20 protein-coding genes are annotated in these 21,480 nt (G+C 39.6%); 14 read left to right on the plus strand and 6 right to left on the minus strand.

Annotated features, from left to right (window positions below):
• Window positions 1-5 precede the first annotated feature (5 nt).
• The gene (locus F927_RS14210; protein ID WP_005086748.1) at window positions 6-1,325 is read left to right on the plus strand and encodes an MFS transporter; all 1,320 of its coding nucleotides are present in this window, start codon (window positions 6-8) and stop codon (window positions 1,323-1,325) included.
• Between the two features lie 95 nt (window positions 1,326-1,420).
• Here the strand turns inward: F927_RS14210 and F927_RS14215 are convergent, their stop codons facing one another.
• Window positions 1,421-2,026 (minus strand): class I SAM-dependent methyltransferase, encoded by a 606-nt coding sequence (locus F927_RS14215; protein ID WP_005086750.1) that lies wholly within the window; start codon window positions 2,024-2,026, stop codon window positions 1,421-1,423.
• 30 nt (window positions 2,027-2,056) lie between these two features.
• Window positions 2,057-2,965, minus strand: a complete 909-nt coding sequence (locus F927_RS14220; RefSeq protein ID WP_026057239.1) for a DMT family transporter — start codon at window positions 2,963-2,965, stop codon at window positions 2,057-2,059.
• Window positions 2,966-3,142: 177 nt separating this feature from the next.
• On the opposite strand from F927_RS14220, the gene F927_RS14225 reads away from it, so the two are divergent.
• The 3 genes from F927_RS14225 to F927_RS14235 all read left to right on the plus strand — a co-directional run bounded on the left by F927_RS14225 (window position 3,143) and on the right by F927_RS14235 (window position 7,115).
• The gene (locus F927_RS14225; protein ID WP_004640920.1) at window positions 3,143-4,003 is read left to right on the plus strand and encodes a helix-turn-helix transcriptional regulator; all 861 of its coding nucleotides are present in this window, start codon (window positions 3,143-3,145) and stop codon (window positions 4,001-4,003) included.
• A gap of 178 nt (window positions 4,004-4,181) precedes the next feature.
• Entirely contained in the window at window positions 4,182-5,708 is a 1,527-nt protein-coding gene (locus F927_RS14230) for a fumarate hydratase (protein ID WP_004640921.1), read from the plus strand.
• A 150-nt stretch (window positions 5,709-5,858) separates the two neighbouring features.
• On the plus strand, window positions 5,859-7,115 hold the full coding sequence (locus tag F927_RS14235; RefSeq protein WP_005086754.1) for a hypothetical protein: 1,257 nt from the start codon (window positions 5,859-5,861) through the stop codon (window positions 7,113-7,115).
• A 68-nt stretch (window positions 7,116-7,183) separates the two neighbouring features.
• On the opposite strand, the gene F927_RS14240 is transcribed toward F927_RS14235, so the two are convergent.
• The 4 genes from F927_RS14240 to tig form a co-directional block, all read right to left on the minus strand.
• Entirely contained in the window at window positions 7,184-7,900 is a 717-nt protein-coding gene (locus tag F927_RS14240) for a DUF2846 domain-containing protein (RefSeq protein ID WP_005086756.1), read from the minus strand.
• A gap of 160 nt (window positions 7,901-8,060) precedes the next feature.
• Window positions 8,061-9,371: an ATP-dependent Clp protease ATP-binding subunit ClpX gene (clpX, locus tag F927_RS14245; RefSeq protein WP_004640927.1), complete on the minus strand. Its 1,311-nt coding sequence runs from the start codon at window positions 9,369-9,371 to the stop codon at window positions 8,061-8,063.
• Window positions 9,372-9,398: 27 nt separating this feature from the next.
• Entirely contained in the window at window positions 9,399-10,004 is a 606-nt protein-coding gene (gene clpP, locus F927_RS14250) for an ATP-dependent Clp endopeptidase proteolytic subunit ClpP (protein WP_004640929.1), read from the minus strand.
• A gap of 206 nt (window positions 10,005-10,210) precedes the next feature.
• Window positions 10,211-11,542: a trigger factor gene (gene tig / locus F927_RS14255; protein ID WP_004640930.1), complete on the minus strand. Its 1,332-nt coding sequence runs from the start codon at window positions 11,540-11,542 to the stop codon at window positions 10,211-10,213.
• A 257-nt stretch (window positions 11,543-11,799) separates the two neighbouring features.
• On the opposite strand from tig, the gene F927_RS14260 reads away from it, so the two are divergent.
• From F927_RS14260 to tatC, 10 genes are all read left to right on the plus strand, one after another.
• Window positions 11,800-13,989: a TonB-dependent receptor domain-containing protein gene (locus F927_RS14260; protein ID WP_005086763.1), complete on the plus strand. Its 2,190-nt coding sequence runs from the start codon at window positions 11,800-11,802 to the stop codon at window positions 13,987-13,989.
• Window positions 13,990-14,582: 593 nt separating this feature from the next.
• Window positions 14,583-16,277, plus strand: a complete 1,695-nt coding sequence (gene leuA / locus F927_RS14265) for a 2-isopropylmalate synthase (protein ID WP_005086764.1) — start codon at window positions 14,583-14,585, stop codon at window positions 16,275-16,277.
• An 81-nt stretch (window positions 16,278-16,358) separates the two neighbouring features.
• Window positions 16,359-17,519 carry a homoserine O-succinyltransferase MetX gene (metX, locus tag F927_RS14270; RefSeq protein ID WP_005086773.1) on the plus strand — a complete coding sequence of 387 codons (1,161 nt, stop codon included), beginning with the start codon at window positions 16,359-16,361 and terminating at the stop codon, window positions 17,517-17,519.
• Window positions 17,519-18,112: a methionine biosynthesis protein MetW gene (metW, locus tag F927_RS14275; protein WP_005086774.1), complete on the plus strand. Its 594-nt coding sequence runs from the start codon at window positions 17,519-17,521 to the stop codon at window positions 18,110-18,112. Before metX ends, metW begins: the two co-directional genes overlap by 1 nt.
• Window positions 18,109-18,696, plus strand: a complete 588-nt coding sequence (locus F927_RS14280; RefSeq protein WP_005086775.1) for a tetratricopeptide repeat protein — start codon at window positions 18,109-18,111, stop codon at window positions 18,694-18,696. The genes metW and F927_RS14280 overlap by 4 nt, the downstream gene beginning before the upstream one ends.
• A 98-nt stretch (window positions 18,697-18,794) precedes the next feature.
• Entirely contained in the window at window positions 18,795-19,136 is a 342-nt protein-coding gene (locus F927_RS14285; RefSeq protein WP_005086776.1) for a hypothetical protein, read from the plus strand.
• Window positions 19,137-19,204: 68 nt separating this feature from the next.
• Complete coding sequence (rdgB, locus tag F927_RS14290; protein ID WP_005086777.1) at window positions 19,205-19,828, plus strand: RdgB/HAM1 family non-canonical purine NTP pyrophosphatase; 624 nt, start codon at window positions 19,205-19,207, stop codon at window positions 19,826-19,828.
• 150 nt (window positions 19,829-19,978) lie between these two features.
• On the plus strand, window positions 19,979-20,197 hold the full coding sequence (gene tatA, locus F927_RS14295) for a Sec-independent protein translocase subunit TatA (protein ID WP_005086778.1): 219 nt from the start codon (window positions 19,979-19,981) through the stop codon (window positions 20,195-20,197).
• A 12-nt stretch (window positions 20,198-20,209) separates the two neighbouring features.
• Window positions 20,210-20,659: a Sec-independent protein translocase protein TatB gene (gene tatB / locus F927_RS14300; protein WP_005086779.1), complete on the plus strand. Its 450-nt coding sequence runs from the start codon at window positions 20,210-20,212 to the stop codon at window positions 20,657-20,659.
• Between the two features lie 71 nt (window positions 20,660-20,730).
• Complete coding sequence (tatC, locus tag F927_RS14305) at window positions 20,731-21,444, plus strand: twin-arginine translocase subunit TatC (protein ID WP_370736364.1); 714 nt, start codon at window positions 20,731-20,733, stop codon at window positions 21,442-21,444.
• The last annotated feature ends 36 nt before the right edge of the window (window positions 21,445-21,480 follow it).

Consider the following 21,480-nt stretch of genomic DNA (forward strand, 5'->3'; position numbering starts at 1 on the left):
TAAGCTTGACGCCATACTCCTTTGGAAAAGGTTTTTATTTTGTTCAATTTTCCGCAATTCTGAATAGTATTGCTTCACGTTGTATACATCTAGCTCTTGCATGGTGGGTTCTTTCGATAACCAGCGATGCAAGAGCATTTGTAATCTTTGTTGCGATAGGCACAGCGGCAGACATCTTAGCACGGGGAATATTTGGATCACTCGGTGATACCTATGATAAACAACGACTGATTTCATTATGTTATTGGATGAGTCTAATCTCAGCAATCACCATCGCCTTGTTAGCAACGACACAGACCTATCTAGCAATTGTACTTATTATTTGCCAAGCTTTAGGTGGTTTAGCCATTGGTATTCGTGAACCACTCCAAAGCAGTATCGTTCCATTTCAAATCAGCAAAGAACAACTTTCCAGCGCTATCCAATGGCGATCAGCAGCGATGACAATTGTGACCTTTTGCTCACCTATATTAGGAACAGGATTAATTTCGCTCATCGGTGCACATAATACGATTTGGTTTGGCGTCGGGTTGATTCTTTTCTCAATCATTTTATTAAATTCAATAAAAATTTTAAATGTCGGCTCGAAGATAAACTCTAAGCTCAAACGTCCTAAGTGGAACAGTGGTTTTTCTACCCTAAAACAACTCCCTCCAGAAATTAGTTTAATTAAAATTACTTTTTTTATAAATTTAGGCTTATTTCCTTTTTTTAGTGTCGCTCTACCCACTTACTTTTATCAAAATTTTAGTAAGACCCCTCTACTACTTGGTATCGTTGACACATCATTTGCAATCGGCATGTTTTTAGGCGCAACAAAACTCGCAACTCTCGCCAATTCTTTGTTTGGTCGAGCAATAACCACATACTCAGGATATTTAGCGTTAAGTGTAGGTATTTTAATATTTGCGCTCATGAGCCAAGTCTTATCCGTTTTTCACATTGGCTATTTTAGTTTGATGTGTTTTAGCATGTGTGTAGCTGGCTGTGGCTTAATGGTTGCTCTAACCAATACCAGTTTTATGCGTAGCGCAGCAGTACCACATAACTTCCTAAACAGAGTCAGCGCCTCATCCACATTTGGAACAGGTATCGCAAACCCAATAGGTGTTGTTATTACAGGTATTTTTATAAGTAACTTCGGCATAAATATAACTTTGATTTTACTCAGCCTGATTCTTATCATTGCAGCAACTCTATCCTTTATGAGTACAAATCTCCGACAGGTATTATCTTTATCTGATAACGAAATTCACGGTGCTTATTCCCGAATGTATCCAAAAGCATTTTCGAAAGATATTGGTACAACCAAAATATTGAGTTAACGATATTGTATTAAACTAAATCTAAAAAATAATACCTACAAACTAAAACTGGCTTTTGTGATTAAAAATCCATCTATCTCACTAAATCGCTATTTTCAAATAAATCTTGCCAACCACACCGTATGCCCTGCACATTCAGCATCCTCTGCTATCATTTTTATCACTTCAAATCCATGTTGCTTTAATAAAAGGCGATATTCATCTGCCGATAAACTGGCATGGTACAGAGGCTCACCAAACATCTCACCAATCGCCTCCCCATGTGCAGGGCCACTAGTAAACATTAATGCAGCACCCGCCACAGCATGATCTGAAAATAACCCAAACATTTTTCTTTGATCATCATGGGTCAAATGAAAAAAACTGTCCCAAGCTAAAATACCTTGAAACTTTTGATCTGATTGAAAACTACGAAAATCTTGTTGTATCCAGTGCTGTTCAGGAAAATTTTGCTGAGCCATTTCAATCATGACATCCGAAGCGTCCACCCCCGTTACCTCATGACCCTGCTCAATCAAATATGCCGCAATTGGCTTGGCTGAGCCACAGCCCAAATCTAGAATTTTGGATGGAACAGGGATTAAAGATAAAAATCGATCCAACCAAACCTTTTCATACAAATAGGTTCCACGATGTTCGGTCCATGAACGTCCATATTTCTTATAGATATCGATAATCTGCTTTGCCAAATGCGCCTGCATTTTTCTCTTCCTTAAATATGGCAAGCTCATTCAGAGTTGCTTAGAAGACGTAAATATCGTTTGGATTCGTGGCATTTTGATAAAGAAAATAGCATTTCCACCAAGAATCAAGACCACGCCGATCACAGCGTTAAGCTGCCATTGATAGCCTTCCCAAATTGTCGCCACAACTAAAGCCACCAATGGAAATAATAACGTACTATAGGCTGCCTTCGCTGCACCAATCCGTCCGATGAGATAGAAATAGGCAGTAAATCCAATCACTGACCCAAAAAGCGCTAAATACAATAATGCACTCAACGCACTGAACTGCATACTTGGAAAGAAATTGTCTTGCTTAATCCCCGAAATCAACGCCATCAAGATCGCACCATATAACATGCCGTAAGCATTGGTACTAAAAATATCTAATCCATGTTTTTGATGTCGAGTACTAATCATATTGCCCAGTGAGAAGCCATACGTACCCAACACACACAATCCGATCCCAATCAATGTCTGATAGTTCAATGTTGTACCAAACACATCATGCCAAAATAAGGCCAGCATACCCAAAAGTCCCATCAAAGCGGCTGGATAAAAGCGCGGTGAAATCTCTTGATCAAAAAAGAATTTAGCATTGATTACATTGAAAATCATAGCCATAGAAAAGATCACCGCTTCCAACCCACTGCTAATATATTGCACAGCATAATAAAAACAGACGAAATTTAAGCCAAAAACACATAGCCCCTGTAATACACAAAATAGATGATCTTTTAATGCAAGTTTCTGTAATTTCTTGGTGAGCGCAATAAAGACAAAGAGAACAACCGCTGAAATAAAGAAACGCCAAAACACTGCAACATTTGCTGAGATTCCACTTTGTTGTTGCAAACTAATCGCAATCCATGTGGTTCCCCAAATCAACACAACCAAAGCATATAACAGCGCATTCATCTCATTTAACCAGATCATTTACATAGCTGCTATTTTGCGATGTTTCAGATCTTTTTCTCTTGCATGTTCTTGCGATGATTATCATCAAATTGCGATTATATTTACATCATCCTTACTAATGACAAACGCAATCAAAAATCGCTACACTAGTCACATATTTAAACCTTTGAGTAGAAGATGAAATATCAGATTCTAGATCAATTACAACAATATAAAGCTGAATTGCTTGACTCAGTAGAACTGGGTTCAGGTATGCAACTCGCGATGTGGCACAATAATCAAGATCGCGTCAATGTTTGCAGCAATCACCATACACTAAGTATGTACATTCAAGGCGGATATCAAAGCTATCAAAAAACTGCTCAAGGTTGGCATAATGGTGGTGGCCCTGATCATATGTGCTTGATGCCCCAAGATTTTGAATCAACATGGGATCTTCGTGACTCACTCACTTTTGTCCATCTCTATTACACCCAACAACATTTACAACGTGTCGCAGAACAAGTTTGGGATCGTGAACCCAACCAAATTATTTTAAATCCACAGACTTTTGTTGCTGATCCACACATTGCCATGATTTACCGACATTTTTTACTCAATGGTGCATGGCAAAATCGTGAAAATCACTTACAAATGAGTACCGCAACCACACTCTTACTCAACCATTTAATTAAAAATTATAGCCACGCCCAATGGCAAGCACCGGAAGTTAAAGGGGGATTATCACCGTATGTGTTGAAACAATTATTGCAGTGGATTGATCACAATCTCCATCTCAGTTTGACACTCTCTGACTTGGCACAGCAAGCTCAACTGAGTGAGTATCATTTTGCCCATATGTTTAAGCAATCGATGCGTATGCCACCTCACCAATATGTAATGCAACGCCGCTTAGAGCAAGCACATCAAGCATTACAGCAAACCAATCTCAATTTAACCGAAATTTCTGCGCAATATGGTTTTAGTTCTAGCAGTCATTTTAGTAATCGATTTAAAAAATATTTTGGTTATTCTCCCTCTCAAATGCGCATGAAGTAAGTTCATTATTAAGTCTCTTATATTATTTGAATTTAAAAAACCAATAAGGATTAGATCATTGAGAAAGGAGTCAAATCTTTAGGCCTTTAGCCAAAAGTCGTTTAAAACTCCCACAATCCGAGCTTTTTGTCATATAATTTAGCCCGCCAGCTAATCGCCCGCTCAAGAGAATTTTGATATGACAACGATCATCAAACAAGATGACTTGATTACATCAATCAAGGATGCCCTCCAGTTTATTTCTTACTATCACCCACAAGACTTCATCCAAGCGATGAGCCGTGCGTATGATCGTGAAGAGAACAAAGCTGCAAAAGATGCTATTGCACAGATCCTCATCAACTCACGTATGTGTGCTGAAGGTCACCGACCAATCTGTCAAGATACAGGGATCGTTAACGTTTTCCTTGAAGTTGGCTTAGACGTTAAATTTGATTTAACCATGAGCTTAGATGATGCAGTGAACGAAGGTGTACGCCAAGGTTACTTAGAAAATTCAAACGTACTTCGTGCTTCAGTTCTTGCTGATCCAGCTTTTGGTCGTAAAAATACCAAAGACAATACCCCTGCGGTCATTCACTACAAACTCGTACCAGGGAATAAAGTCGATATTACCGTTGCAGCAAAAGGTGGCGGTTCAGAAAATAAATCTAAACTTGCGATGCTTAACCCATCTGATTCGATCGTGGATTGGGTACTTAAAACCGTTCCAACGATGGGTGCAGGTTGGTGTCCACCAGGTATGCTCGGTATTGGTATCGGTGGTACTGCTGAAAAAGCCATGATGCTTGCGAAAGAAGCGCTCATGGAAGAAATCAACATGGACGAATTACTTCGTCGCGGTCCACAAAACAAGATGGAAGAACTCCGTATCGAGATCTTCGAAAAAGTAAATGCGTTGGGTATTGGTGCTCAAGGCCTTGGTGGTTTGACGACTGTTCTTGATATTAAAATCAAAGATTACCCATGTCATGCTGCAGGTAAGCCAGTCGGTATGATTCCAAACTGTGCTGCGACTCGTCACGCACACTTCCAGTTAGATGGTACAGGTGTTGCACACATTCAAGCGCCTAAACTTGAAGACTACCCTGCTGTGACTTGGGATTCTTCTCAATCAAAACGTGTAAACCTTGATACCATTACACAAGAAGAAATGGACTCATGGAAACCAGGAGATACCTTACTTCTTAACGGTACAATTTATACAGGTCGTGATGCAGCACACAAACGCATGGTCGACATGTTAAATAATGGTGAAGAACTTCCAGTCGACTTAAAAGGTAAATTTATTTACTACGTCGGTCCTGTTGATCCAGTAGGTGATGAAGTGGTTGGTCCTGCTGGTCCGACAACTGCGACACGTATGGATAAATTTACGCGTCAAGTCTTAGAAGCAACTGGCTTATTCGGCATGATCGGTAAAGCGGATCGTGGTCCTGCGGCTGTTGAAGCAATCAAAGACAATAAAGCAACCTACCTCATGGCTGTTGGTGGTGCTGCTTACCTCGTGTCTAAAGCTGTACGTGAAGCGGAAGTCGTTGCATTTGCTGACCTAGGTATGGAAGCAATCTACAAATTTGTGGTTGAAGATATGCCTGTGTCCGTTGCCGTTGATGTCAATGGTACTTCTATCCACGCAACTGCTCCAAAAATCTGGCAAGCAAAAATTGGAAAAATTCCAGTGGTTGATGCTGCACAAGCTTAAGCTTCCGTGTATATCAACAAAATATAAGTAATATTCACTTTAAAGGCATTGAGGTTATCCTCAATGCCTTTTTTAATGCTTGAAATTTGATAATACGATGAAACCTCTATTACACTGCTTAAACATTAACAAGGGAGGGCGCTCAATATTATGCTTTATCAAAGATTCTTACTTCTATCCACATTTGCTATTTGTTCTAGCAGCTATGCTCAAAGTGAACCTGACTTACAGCAACAGATCAATAATTTAAAACAACAACTTGCTGCACTCGAAACCAAACTACACCAACAACAAGCTAAAGCATCAGATGAGAAAATAGAGACCACCCACACTGAGGCTAAAAAAAGTAAAGTTGAAGTCGGAGGAGCAGTTCGTGCCAATTTAGGTATCAACTCATACGAAAAAGGCAATAAAGACCGTCATGGCGATTTTGATTTCGATATGATCGCACTCAAATTTAATGGCAATGTTGACGACATCCTGCTCGGTGCAGAACTGCGTTTTTATGACTACATGACGACCGTCAAATATGCGTGGTTGGGTTATGAATTCCTACCGAATTGGGAAGTTAAAGCTGGAATTACACCTGTGCGCTTTGGTAATCAACCTTATAACTCTCACAGCTACTATTTCAGCCCCAATTATTATATTGGTCTAGAGGATGACTTTGATCTTGGGATCTTAGTTTCACGTCAAATGAAAGATAATTGGCGACTGGATTTAGGCTTCTATAAAAATGATGAATTAGGCGGTGTTGATGGTTATGTTGATGATCGTAGTAAACGCTACTCATACGATGTAGTTGGCGTACGAACTAAAGGTGAGGATATTTATGCTGAGCCCACACAAAAAATTGGTGAATACAATACGCTTGCAGGTCGCGTAGGTTATCAATTCGATATCGGTGGGGTTATCAGTGAAATAGGTACATCGGCCCTTTATGGTGGATTACATGACAACCAAAACCGTGTCGGAAATTACCACGCATGGGCGGTTCATCTCAATAGTAATTATCAGCGTTGGAACTTCCAATTACAGCACAGCCAATATGACTACAATGTCAACAACAATGCAGATCGCATGATTGTAGGTGCCTACGGTTTTTATGATTCTATAGCGGCTCAGGCCAAGTCATTAAGTGCAAATATTGCTTATACATTACCCATTTCTCTAGGGCCAATTTCGCAACTACAATTTTATAATGATTACGGGATGATTTACGATAAATCTGACAATAGCCGCGATACTATCATGAACACGACAGGTGTTGCGGTTTCTGCGGGTAATTTCTTTAGCTATATCGACTTTGTGAACGCAAAAAATCAACCTTTCATCGGAGGAAGCGTTGCAGGTGATAGTTCTAAAACTGAACAACGTTTTAATATTAACTTAGGTTACTATTTCTAAGCTTTAATTACCTATATGTAGAAAGGCAAAACTAGATTGCGCCTTTCTACATAGATTATCATGGCATATTACCACGTCAAAGGATTCCATAATTTAAAAGGCTTCACGAGATGCACTTCTGATTTAGCATCATATTTTTCAGGTTTAAGCTCTTGGGGTTTGGAACGTACTTTCCCCGATTCTTCCTGTGCCACAAAATTATAACTAGACGATTTTAAACGGGTAAATGCGATTTCCTGACGAGCAACTTTATCAGGTGTTGGCATAAATGGACCTGAACGCACACTACGCTCGACTTTGTTCTCTTCGTCGTACTTAATAAAATAGGTCTGCCCTGCGTCCACGCTAAAATCGATGTACTTCGGTTTTTGAAAATGTAATCCAACCAAAGGACGACTCACACTTAAACGATAAGTGCCAGCAGGCAATTCAAGCCAATAATAGTGATTATGCAATAAGCTTGGAATGCGATGCCCATTGATAAATAAATTTGCAGCGGCGATCTCTTGGCGATTCCAACGCGTATCAGGACGATATAAGTAGACCACAGCAGCCTGCTCATTTTGCGGTTTAATCGGACTGAAATGCTGACCTAATTTTTGATTTACCCAACCACCCACTGTGAAACCACCCACATGGTATTGATCAAATAAACCAGGCTCTTTCTCAGTATCAATAGGTGGTAGCGTTGCAGTCAGCGCTGTTGGTTTTTCTTCAACTGTCTTATGACTTTGACAGCCTGCCAACACCCCTGCACAGCACAATGATAATATTAAATAACGCATGACATCCCTCAAGGCGTTTTCTTGGATTTATTTTTAACTACGCAATACTATGCGGATTTTTCAATTTTTAAGATTAACACCTCAACGTCTAATTGCAAATAAAAAAAGCATGAAAAGCGAAGCCTTTCATGCTTTTTAGATAAACGATACAAGATCAGGATTATGCTGACTTGGAGTCGATCACCTTTAAGTCTTTCTTTTCAACTGTTTCTACACTGGTCGTTTGAGGTAAGCGCTCAGCCTTAAACTTCGGCTTCGCTGTTCCATTGATCACAGCTTCATCAACAATCACAGTACCCACATCTGAACGACTCGGTAAATCATACATCGTTTCAAGCAGTACATTTTCCAAGATAGAACGCAGACCGCGAGCCCCTGTATTACGTTCTAATGCTTTCTTCGCCACCGCACGTAAAGCTGACTCTTCGAAGACTAGATCTACATCTTCCATCGTAAACAAATACTGGTATTGACGAGTTAATGCATTTTTCGGTTCTGTCAGAATCTGCATTAATGCCTCTTCATCCAGTTCTTCTAATGTTGCAATCACAGGCAAACGACCAATGAATTCTGGAATCAAACCAAACTTCACAAGATCTGTTGCTTCCACCTGACGGAATAGTTCAGAGACTTTTTTACTGTCATCTTTGTTTTTCACATCAGCGGTGAAACCAATTCCACCTTTTTCTTGACGCTGCTGGACAATTTTTTCCAAACCAGAGAACGCACCACCACAAATAAACAAAATATTTGCAGTATCAATCTGAATGAATTCTTGCTGAGGATGCTTACGGCCACCTTGTGGAGGAATTGATGCGACAGTACCTTCAATCATTTTTAATAACGCTTGCTGTACGCCTTCACCAGACACATCACGGGTAATCGATGGATTTTCAGATTTACGCGTAATCTTATCAATCTCATCAATATAGATGATTCCTTTTTGCGCTTTCTCAACATCATAGTCAGCTTTTTGCAAAAGCTTTTGTACAATGTTTTCAACATCTTCCCCTACATAACCAGCTTCGGTTAATGTAGTTGCATCAGCCATTGCAAAAGGAACATCGAGTAAACGTGCAAGTGTTTGTGCAAGTAAAGTTTTACCTGAACCTGTAGGTCCAATCAGCAAAATATTACTTTTCGCAATCTCAATCTCTTTATGTGTATGACCTGACTGCCCTGCTTTTAAACGCTTGTAGTGGTTGTACACTGCAACAGATAAGGTTTTCTTAGCGATATCTTGTCCAATAACATACTGATCCAAGGCAGCACGTATTTCATGCGGCTTAGGCAAAGGTTTACTCGCCCAATCACCTGCCTCAACTTGTTGACTCGTTTGAACCAAGTCCATGCAGACATCCACACACTCATTACAAATATATGCGTCCTCACCTGCAATCAGTTTCCCGACTTCAGACTGCGTTTTACCGCAAAATGAACAATGTTTTTGTCCTTGAGGATGTTCGGACATATTTACTCCAATTCTAAATCTTTAAAATTACGGACGCTTACTTAATACTTGATCAACTAAACCATATTCTTTCGCCGCTTGCGCTGTCATGAAGTTATCACGATCAGTATCACGAGCCACTGTTTCATAGTCTTGCCCACTATGCTCAGCCATCAAACGATTCAAACGCTCTTTGATAAATAAAATCTCACGTGCATGGATTTCGATGTCAGAAGCTTGACCACGGAAGCCACCTAATGGTTGGTGAATCATGACGCGTGCATTTTCAAGACAGTAACGTTTACCTTTCGCACCTGCATTTAACAAGAATGCACCCATAGATGCTGCTTGTCCCATACAATAAGTCACAACATCAGGTTTAATAAACTGCATGGTGTCATAAATCGCCATACCCGCAGTGACTGAGCCACCTGGTGAATTAATATAAAGGTGAATATCTTTTTCAGGGTTCTCTGCTTCTAAGAATAACATTTGTGCAACGATTAGGTTTGCCATGTTATCTTCAACTTCGCCCGTTAAGAAAATAACGCGCTCACGCAATAAACGTGAAAAAATATCAAATGAACGTTCACCACGAGATGATTGCTCAACGACAACAGGAACTAAAGCATTTTCAATTGTTGGAACATACATACGTTTATTTATTCCTAAATTATTGTGACTCGGTCTATGCCAACAATATGAGGGATAATCGATGAAATTGCAAAAGGTTCACTCTGAATTATTCGATTATTTCAGCTGATTTTTGGCAATTTTTCGACAAATTAACACATTCATAACAGAGACAAAGACAGATAAAAAAAGGCGCTTACGCGCCTTTCTTCAGAACTTTTGAAAAATTAGCCACGGCGAGCTTGTTGTTCTTTCAATAAGTCTTCATAACTGATCGCAACATCAGTTACTTTAGCAGCAGCTAAAATGTGATCAACCACTTGATCTTCTAACACAACAGCTTCAATTTGAGCGCGTTGTTGTTTGTCATTTTTGAAGTATTCAACAACTTCTGTTGGATCTTCATAAGAAGAAGCCATGTCATCGATATAAGCATCAACACGTGCTTGATCAACTTCAAGTTTAGCATCAGCCAATACTTTGCTTACCAATACGCCTAGCTTAACTGATTTCTCAGCTTGTTCTTTGAACAATTCATCAGGAAGCATGCTGCTGTCAAATGCACCTGCGCCTTGAGCACCAAACTGCTGAGTGAATTGTTGGATCATTTGTTGACGTTGACGGTCAATTTCTTGAGCAACCATAGAAGCTGGAACTTCAATTTCGTTTGCAGCAACAAGTGCATCAAATGCCGCTTGTTTTACTTGGTTACGAAGACCATTGCGAACTTCACGTTCCATATTCTTACGAACGTCAGCTTTTAATTTGTCTAAGCCTTCTTCTTCAGTTAAACCAAAGATTTTTAAGAACTCAGCATCAATCTCTGGAAGCTTTTGTTTTTCAACAAGCTTTACAGTGATTTTGAATTGAGCTGCTTTACCAGCCAAGTTTTCAGCTTGATAGTCTTCAGGGAAAGTAACATCAATCACTTTCTCTTCGCCTTTTTTCATGCCGATGATGCCATCTTCAAAACCTGGAATCATACGACCTGAACCAAGAACAAGTTTAAAGTCTTCAGCAGCACCACCTTCAAACTTCTCACCATCAACTGTACCTTCAAAGTCGAAAGTCACTTGCATGTCTTTTTTCGCCATGCCTTTGGTTTCAGTCCAAGAAGCACGCTGCTTTTGCAAGTTTTCAATCATGACATCAACGTCTTTATCATTGATTTCTGATGACTTACGTTCAACTTCTAAGTCAGCAAAAGCTTTCACTTCTACTTCTGGATAAACTTCAACAGTTGCTTCATAAACTAAAGCATCATCTTTGTTTTCCACTTTCTCAATGTTCGGCATACCGACAGCATTGATTTTCTCTTGTTGAATTGCTTCGAAAACAGTGTCACGGATGACGTCATTTACAACTTCTTGATAAATGCTTGCACCATATTCACGGCGAACAACATTTAAAGGCACCTTACCTGGACGGAAGCCGTTGATCTTCACAGTTTTGGCAGTGCGTTTTAAGCGAGCTTCAAATTGCTCGTTAACACGGCTCGTCGGTACAGAAACATTTAAACGACGGGCAACGCCCGAAACCGCTTCAGTCGTTACTTGCATGGCTTCCTCGATATTTAGTTAGTAGTAACAATTTTTTAAAGTGCCACATTATATGACAACTTTTCAGATATACAAAATTAGATGATGAAAAAGTCACTTTATCTGCCCACCCACCCTAATTTATTAAGATTCTTAAATCAAACTTAAAACAATGTTTCTTTTTGTTGTTAATGATAAGTTTTATCATTATCATTAACACATCTATATACCACCCACATTCTCGTGACTTTTATTTTTGTTTAGGGATATTTTTAATTATGGCAAGGTTTAATCCTCATCCTCTCTCCGCCGCTTTGCTCGCGCTTGCATCGAGTACTGTATATGCCAATAACAATGAGCCAACCACCCATCAGCTCTCAACCATTGTGGTATCTGCTGCAGGTTACGAGCAAGACATTAAAAATGCGCCTGCTTCTATTAGTGTTGTAACAAAAGAAGATATTGAAAAGAAAAATGCGACCAGCATTGCGGATCTACTTACTGATATTCCTGGTATCGATATCCGTGATGGTATCGGCAAGACCTCTGGCTTAAATATTAAAATGCGGGGCTTAGGAAATGAATACAGTCTAATTCTGATTGATGGTCGTCGCCAAACCACCTCTTCAGACGTGACACCAAATGGTTTTGGTGAATCCGCTAATGGTTTTTTACCACCGTTGGTTTCTATTGAACGCATTGAAGTGATTCGAGGACCAATGGCTACACGCTATGGCTCTGAAGCAATGGGTGGTGTGATTAACATTATTACCAAAAAGATTAGCAATGAATGGAATGGTAATGTCACTGTAAGTGGCAATGTGATGGAACATGGCGGTGAAGCCGATTCATGGAAAACCAGCTTAGTCGTAAATGGTCCTATTATTCAGGATAAACTTGGCGTACAACTACGTGGTTCTTATTTAGATCGTCAAAAGTCGGAACGTGTTCCAGGCACGTCAGGTCGTGATCCTCGCCCAAGCGAAGCAGATATCTATGATATCGGTGGAAAATTATCATTTAAATTGAATGATCAAAATAGTTTTTGGATAGATGGCTTTCACTCAAATCAAACTTATAAAAACGATGATAGCCGTTTAGGTACACAAGATTGGACGACCGTACCAAGAGGTGCAACGGAACTGGGCGCTACAGGCTATAAAGATAAATTAGAGTTTAAACGTGATCAGATTGCTTTAGGTCATGACGGTGACTATAGTTTTGGTCAATGGACCTCCTATGTTAGTCAAACCAAAACTGAAACGATTGGGCGCACTATACCGCATAATACTTTCCCAGGAAATGCCTCAGCAGGTCAGGATCGTACATTAAAGAATACTGATTTTGTTGCCGACTCGCATGTAGTTTTACCTATTGCTGATCATAAGTTAACTGTCGGTGCTGAATATAAAGAGGCTAAAATTGCAGATGACATAGCTGGCTTTGGTTCTACGTTCAAAAAAGACTCTTTCTCTGTCTATGCTGAAGATGAATGGCGTATTCTCGAAAATCTCGGTTTCACTCTTGGTGGTCGTTATGAAGATCACTCTGGATTCGGTGGTCAATTTAGCCCACGTGCTTACCTAGTCTGGAACGCAAATGACAACTTGACGCTAAAAGGTGGTGTCAGCACAGGCTACAAAGCACCTTCAGCCAAAGACCTTCACAATGGTATTATCAGTATCACTGGACAAGGAACCTCTTTTAATGTGGGGTCCCCAAACTTAAAACCAGAAGAATCAACCAACTATGAGCTTGGGTTTAATTATAACAATGGCAATTTAGACCTTACCACTACAGCGTTCTTTAATAAGATTAAGAACCTGATTACAGATGGGCCAGAATTATTAAATTGTTCTTCTGCAACAAATCCAAATCAACCAGGTTGTGTGAGTTATGGTTCACATATTACCCAAAATAGCTTTAACCAAAAAATCAATGCGGATGAAGCAGAAACCAAAGGTATTGAACTTAGTCTCAAATATAGCATTATTCCAGAATGGGACATTAAAGCAGCATATACTTACATGGAATCAGAAATTACCAAGGGTAAAAACAAAGGTTCATACCTAAGTAACGTACCCAAGAATGCCTTTAATATGACCTCAACTTGGCATATCAATGATGCATTTGATTTATGGTTGCAGCATGAATACAAGTCAGATCGTAAGCGTTACGATACTGAACAAACTACCGGTGATGCCGCTATTATTTACAATGCAACCAATAACAAACTAAAAGGCTATAATTTATTCAACTTAGGTGCTAGTTACAGCGTTAATGATCAATTACGTTTTAATGGTTCTGTCAACAACTTACTCGACAAAGACTTTAGCAGTAATGGTTCATATATAGATGCTCAGGGTAATCCTGCCTCTTATTATGACTACATGCAAATCAGCTCAAGTATGTCAGGCACCTACCTATCAGGTCGTAACTATTGGTTATCTATATCTTATGATTTCTAATTCAGTCACGTTGTAAAGATTCAGCTTCGGATAAAACCCTTTTTGGGGATTTGGATGAGTTCAAAAACTCCAACTCCCTCAAAAGGGTTTTAAATTTTAAAAGAAGAATTAGAAATTACCATGGCACTGATGGGAACAGCGAGCGTAAATGAGATTAACCAAGATTTTATTTACCGAGATTAGCCAATATCTCGGTAAATATTTTCATTATTTTTCTATTTAGCGCAAAAATAGGAAATTATTTCTTGTTCATACAAATTAAAATGCTTTATAGGTTTAGATAGACCTTTGCAGTTGCCTGTATTTTCACCTAGACTGTTTTCTATTACGTGATTAATATAGCAACACAACCTAATAACTGCGTTGAATGGTAGATGATGAAAACAAATCGCGGCTTTATCCATCCGTCTCATAAAAAACATCTCGCTGCTCTCCTGATGCTGCGCCTCGCGCGCATATAACTTTTTTGACCTAAATTTTTAGGTACTCGACACAGATTCTCTTTAAATTATTTCGAATAGACACCATATATAAAGTAGCACGTTGCATTTACGCTGAGTTTGCAACCCCTGCTATGACAAGGAGTTAGCAAAATGTTGGCAGATCCAAGTAAAAAATACCGCCGTATGTATCAACGTGTGGATTTACCAGACCGTCAATGGCCAAATAATGAAATTAACCAAGCGCCAATTTGGATGAGTACCGATCTTCGTGACGGTAACCAAGCGATTTTTGAACCGATGAATATGGAACAAAAATTAAAAATGTTCCATATGTTGGTAAAAATTGGTTTTAAACATATTGAAATTGGCTTTCCATCTGCATCCCAAATCGACTTTGACTTTGCTCGCAAATTGATCGAAGAAGATTTGATCCCAGAAGATGTCTACATTGAAGTTTTAGTGCAAGCACGTGATCATTTGATTGAACGTACATTTGAATCCTTAGTGGGCGCAAAGCGTGCAATCGTGCATATCTATAATTCAAACTCACCAACATTCCGTCAAAAAGTCTTGAATGTCGATGTCAATGGTGCGAAACAACTTGCCATCAATGCAGCCAATAAAGTCAAAGAATATGCAGCACAATATCCTGAAACTGAATGGGTATTTCAATACAGTCCGGAATGTTTCACTGCAACAGAATTAGAAGTTGCCAAGGATGTATGTGATGCAGTCACAGAAATTTGGGAAGCATCGCCAACCAATAAAGTGATTTTGAACTTACCTGCAACTGTCGAAGTGTCAACGCCAAATGTCTATGCCGATCAAATCGAATGGATGCATCGCAACTTGGCGCGTCGTGATGGTGTGATCATTTCTGTTCACTGCCATAATGACCGTGGTTGTGGTATTGCAGCATCTGAATTGGCGATTATGGCTGGTGCTGACCGCGTTGAAGGTTGTGTGTTTGGAAATGGTGAGCGTACAGGTAACGTTGACGTTGCAGCCATCGCTTTGAACATGTATACCCAAGGTGTTGCACCGAATTTAGATTTCTCGAACATCAATGAAATCATCGCTACAGTTGAAGAATGTACAGGCTTGCCTGTTCATCCTCGTCATCCATACGCAGGTGATTTAGTCTTCACAGCATTCTCTGGCTCGCACCAAGATGCAATTAAAAAAGGCTTTGAATTCCAGAAAAATGAAGAAATCTGGGATATGCCTTACTTGCCAATCGATCCGAAAGACTTGGGTCGTGACTACGATGCGGTAATTCGTGTGAATAGCCAATCAGGTAAAGGCGGTATTGCATATTTATTAGAATCAAATTACAACGTTGCCTTACCACGTCGTGTTCAGATTGAGTTTAGTCAGATCGTTCAGCAACATACTGATGAAAATGGTACAGAAATCAGTGCGCATGAGATTTGGACATTGTTCGAAAAGACTTATGTGGATATCAAAAACCACCATTATCAAACTAAACACTATCAGTTGTCTGATATCAATGGCACACAAATCATTGAATTAGACATTGAAATTGAAGGTGAGATTCAACGCTTACGTGGTGAAGGTAATGGCCCAATCTCTGCAATGTTGAACGCTTTACAGTTGCCAATCGATGTTGTGAACTATGAAGAACGTAGTATTAGTTCTGGTGCAAATGCCAAAGCCCTTGCTTTAATTGAACTCCAAGTGAAAGGCACAGGCAAAAGCGCATTTGGTGCAGGCGTACATGACAACATCGTTACGTCATCAATCGAAGCCATTATTGCATGTACCAACCGATTGATTGAACAAGGTGTGTTAACAACGGATCAAGTGGTTGCCGCTGCAGTTTAACAAAAACAATCGTTTAAAAAGGATACCAGAGTTGGTATCCTTTTTATTATTGATAAAAGATTTATAGGACGAACGATTCCAGTGTCTTTTCCATCGGATTCAGTGGGTTTAGTCACACCACAAAAATTTTCATTTGAAGCACCATTAGAACTTGAGTGTGGGAGGGTATTACCTCGCTTTGATTTAATGGTTGAAACCTATGGAACACTCAACGCAGATCATTCCAATGCCATCTTAATTTGTCATGCCCTATCAGGTCACCATCATGCCGCAGGTTATCATCATGAAGATGATAAAAAAGCAGGTTGGTGGGACAGTTGTATCGGTCCTGGCAAAGCAATTGATACCAATCACTTTTTCGTAGTTGCACTGAATAATATCGGTGGTTGTAGTGGCTCTACGGGACCAATCTCACCCAATCCTGAAAATGAAAATCGTCCCTATGGCCCTGACTTCCCTCTCGTGACTGTACGAGACTGGGTAAAGACCCAAGCCATGCTTTCTGATCGTCTTGGTATTGATGTATGGTACGCCGTCATCGGCGGTTCATTGGGAGGCATGCAAGCTTTGCAATGGTCGTTGGATTATCCAGATCGTTTAAAGAAATGTGCGATTATTGCGAGTGCACCAAAGCTTTCTGCTCAAAATATTGCGTTCAATGAAGTCGCACGCCAATCTATTCTGTCCGATCCAGACTTTCATCATGGACGTTATTTAGAGAATGATAGCTATCCAAAACGGGGCTTGATTTTGGCGCGAATGGTTGGTCATATCACTTACCTATCAGAAGAAGCCATGAAACAAAAATTTGGACGAGATCTAAAATCTGGCAAGTTTATGTATGGTTTTGATGTTGAGTTCCAAGTTGAAAGCTATTTGCGTTACCAAGGTGAACAATTTAGCCGTAATTTTGATGCAAATACTTACTTGATTATGACCAAGGCTTTGGATTATTTTGACCCCTCTCGTGAGTATGAGCATTCATTGACCAAAGCAATGAGTCAACCGAAATGTCAATTTTTGGTAATTTCATTCACCACAGACTGGCGTTTTAGTCCAAGCCGTTCACAGGAATTGGTTGATGCTTTGATTGATAATCATAAACCTGTGAGTTACTTGGAAATTGATGCTGAACAGGGCCATGACTCTTTCTTGTTCCCAATTCCGCTGTATGTAAAATCCTTACGTGCATTTTTAGGTGGAGAACAACAGTTGCAATCGACATCGCAGGAGCTGAACTAATGCGTATAGATCAACGACTCGCCGAAAAATGGATTAATCCAAATTCTAGCGTGCTAGACTTAGGTTGTGGCGATGGCGAATTATTGGCTCATATGAGCAAACAGCACAATATTCGTGCTTATGGCTTAGAAATTGATCAAGAAAAGATTGCAATTGCCATCAGTCGGGGGTTAAATATTATCCAACAGGACTTAAACTTAGGTTTAAGCCGCTTTGCCGATCAATCTTTTGACTCTGTGGTGATGGCACAAGCTTTGCAAGCTGTAGATGCACCTGATGTATTACTTCGTGATATGGTGCGTGTTGGTAAGCAAGCAATTATTACTTTTCCAAATTTTGCATATTGGAAGACTCGTTCTTTTCTTGCATTAAAAGGGAAAATGCCTGTTTCGGAGGCTTTACCTTATATGTGGTATAACACTCCGAATATTCATTTATGTACATTCCGTGACTTTGAAGCCTTATGTGCTGAGAATCGGATTAAAATTATTAATCGACTTGCCGTTAATGGTGACCAACAAGGTAGTTTGCTCAGTAAGCATATGCCGAACCTATTTGGTGAAGTCGCAATTTATCGAGTGAGCGCTCTATGAAAAAGACATTAATCAGCACATTTTTATTTGGTCTGATCAGCATACAAGCGCATGCAGACTATGTTGCTCAACCGCAATCCGTTGCTGCACAAGCAGCACGATATTCAGTGATGAGTATTGGTGAATTGCAAAACGCTGCAAAAGCAGGTCAGGCTGGGGCACAGTTTTATTTAGCAACTCGTTACCAACATGGTAAGGACGTTGCAAAAGATGAGAAACAAGCGTTTGCTTTATTTAAAGCTGCTGCTGACAAAGGTATTTCCGCTGCACAGCTCAATGTTGGTCGTATGTATGCCGATGGCATTGGCACCAAAAAAGATGAAGTATTAGCGCGCAAGTATTTTGAAAAAGCGGCAAGTAATGGTGATAACCGTGCCAGCTTTAATCTTGCTGTGATGGAAGAACAAAAGAAAAACTATATTGGCGCTTATCAATGGTATGAGCTTTCAACACGTGATGGCATGCTTGATACTAAAGTGATTAGCTTGTCAGAAGGTAAGAAAACCGCTTTGGCTGCAAACTTAACTCAAGAGCAAATCCGCACTGCACGCGACCGTGCTGATAAATGGATTCAAGCACAATAAAAGCCAGTCTAAAATATTTTCAATGATATAAAACCGATTTAGCAGATTAAATAAAATGTTGAATCGGTTTTATAATTTATATAATCAATAGAATAGATATGAGCTTCTATACAGAACTACAAATCAGATACACTCAATTCGATGAGATTGATCTTTCAACTCAAAAACAAAATATTTTTAAAATGCTCGCTCAGGACGCTATACATGAAGATACCTATCACGATTTAATTACAGCATTTACTGATGGCAAATCAAGTATCAATGTTGATCCTATTTATTGTTTCCAATTAGTTGAACAGATTATTTCACTATTTCCTAATGCCAATATCGAATGCCGTGGTTTAGGTGAAGAATTTTTATATACTTGGGTACTTTGTGTTGAAGATGGCAATATTATTTTCTCAAGTAAACCATGGGAAAGTGAAAATCCTTATCTCTAAATATATCTATATCACCTCTTCGGAATCTCCCTTATAATTTGTCTATTCTTCTGTAATACAAAATTTATATGTCTACTCCTTCATGGCTAACACAAGGCAAGCTTGTACTTGCGAGCAACAACAAAGGTAAAATCGCAGAATTTGAGCACCTATTTCAACAACTCGATCTACCTGTCGAAATCATTCCTCAAGGTAAACTGGATATTGAAGATGCCATCGAAGATGGTCTAAGTTTTGTTGAAAATGCGATTATCAAAGCGCGCCATGCATCTAAACTTTCAGGAAAACCAGCGATTGCGGATGACTCAGGTCTATGCGTCCCAATTTTAGGTGGTGCACCTGGGATCTATTCTGCACGATATGCCGGTGAACATGGCAATGATACAGCGAACAATGAAAAGCTTTTGGCTGATCTCATTCCCTTCCGCAAAAATAGCGAAAGCATAGAAGGTATGTTCGTGTGCGTACTTGCACTTGTGACACATGCAGAAGACCCTCTGCCGCAGATTTTCCAAGGCATATGGAAAGGTGAGATTTTAGCAGCTGCGCGTGGTGAAAATGGTTTTGGTTACGATCCACTATTTTGGTTGCCAGAACTTAATCTATCCAGTGCCGAATTAAGCAAAACAGATAAAAATAAAATCAGCCATCGTGGTCAAGCGATGCAACTTTTTAAAGCAAGTCTAAGTTAATATTTATAGAAACCTGAATCATCTATTCAGGTTTCTATCCCTTTTGCAAAACCATCTACCATCCTCATTGTCTTAAAATTGCAATATAAATGTCACATCTTTGTCACGCCAACCTGTTGAGATAGAGCTAAATTTTAAGAGGAAACGGTTATGGCTGGTTTATCTATTTGGCACGTGCTCATTTTTGCAATCGTGGTTATTTTACTATTCGGTACATCAAAACTAAAAAATCTGGGTAAAGATGTTGGTGGTGCCGTTAAAGATTTCAAAAAGTCGATGAAAGATGAAGACGAAACCACAGCTTCTCTAAATGAACCACGTACCATCGATGCTCAAGTAAAAAATTCTGAAAGCTCAATAAAAAGCTAAGCGAGCACCATTATGCTGAATTTGGGAATGTCCGAACTCCTAGCGTTCGGCATTATCGCCTTACTTGTATTAGGGCCTGATAAGTTACCTGAAGCTGCCCGATTCGTTGGGAAATGGTACGCAAAAATTAAACGTACGGTTAGCAATGTTCAAAATGACATAGATCGTGAATTACGTCTGTCCGAACTACGAGAGCAAATGCAGCAAGAAATGCAACGCATTGCTGAGCTTGAACAAAAAATGCAGGCGCAAATGACAGCATTTGAGCAGCAAAAGGTCTCGCTTCAAGAAGATCCTCAAAAAGCTGCTACGCAAAAATGTCAGATTCAGGTGATCTACCACTTTATTCTTCACCCATTGCCTGTGATTTACCTTCCGAAAATTGCCCTATTGCATGCATCGGTATCAGCTTCATCATTAGAAAAAATAACTTCGGTTCCAGAATTAAAGGTAGCAGTATGAGTTCACCCTCTAGCTCTCAACTCCCTCAGTCTTCTTTGGGTGAGCAAGAACAAGACGTTAAGCTTGAGGAAATGCCAATCACCAAGCATTTGATGATTCTGCGACAGCATTTATTTAAAATCGTTGCTGCTATTCTATTACTTTTTTTCTGTTTATTGCCCTTTGCCAATCGTACTTATCAAATCCTGTCTGAGCCATTACGAGCTCAGTTGCCTGTAAGTTCATCCATGATTGCAACGGATGTTACAGCAACATTTATGGCACCTTTTAAGCTAAATTTCTTCGTGGCATTAATGCTGGTTATGCCCTTTATCATTTATCAGATTTGGTCTTTCGCCAAACCTGCCCTATATGAAAAAGAGAAATCTTTAGCTCTCCCGATCTTAGTGAGTAGTATTTGCTTGTTTTATTTGGGTATTGCATTTGCTTATTTTATTGCTTTACCTTCAATTTTACATTTTTTCATCAGTGTCTCACCCGAAACAGTGGCACCAATGACCGATATTAATAGTTATTTGGCGTTCTGCTTAAAACTTTTCTTAGTCTTCGGTCTGACCTTTGAGATTCCAGTCGTTACCTTGTTACTGATCTTAATCGGTGTTGTCAGCACGCAAAGTTTAGTTGAAAAAAGACGATTTATTATCGTGGGATGTTTTTTCATTTCGATGTTTGTTACCCCACCTGACGCTATTTCAATGATTATGCTCGCCGTTCCAATGTGGTTATTGTTTGAACTTGGTCTCTTATTAGGCAAAGTTCTAGAAAAATCAAAAGCAACAGCTTAGACTTAAATGATCCAATTTTAGGACAGGTCTAGCACC

Source organism: Acinetobacter haemolyticus CIP 64.3 = MTCC 9819 (genome assembly GCF_000369065.1).
Classification (GTDB): domain Bacteria; phylum Pseudomonadota; class Gammaproteobacteria; order Pseudomonadales; family Moraxellaceae; genus Acinetobacter; species Acinetobacter haemolyticus.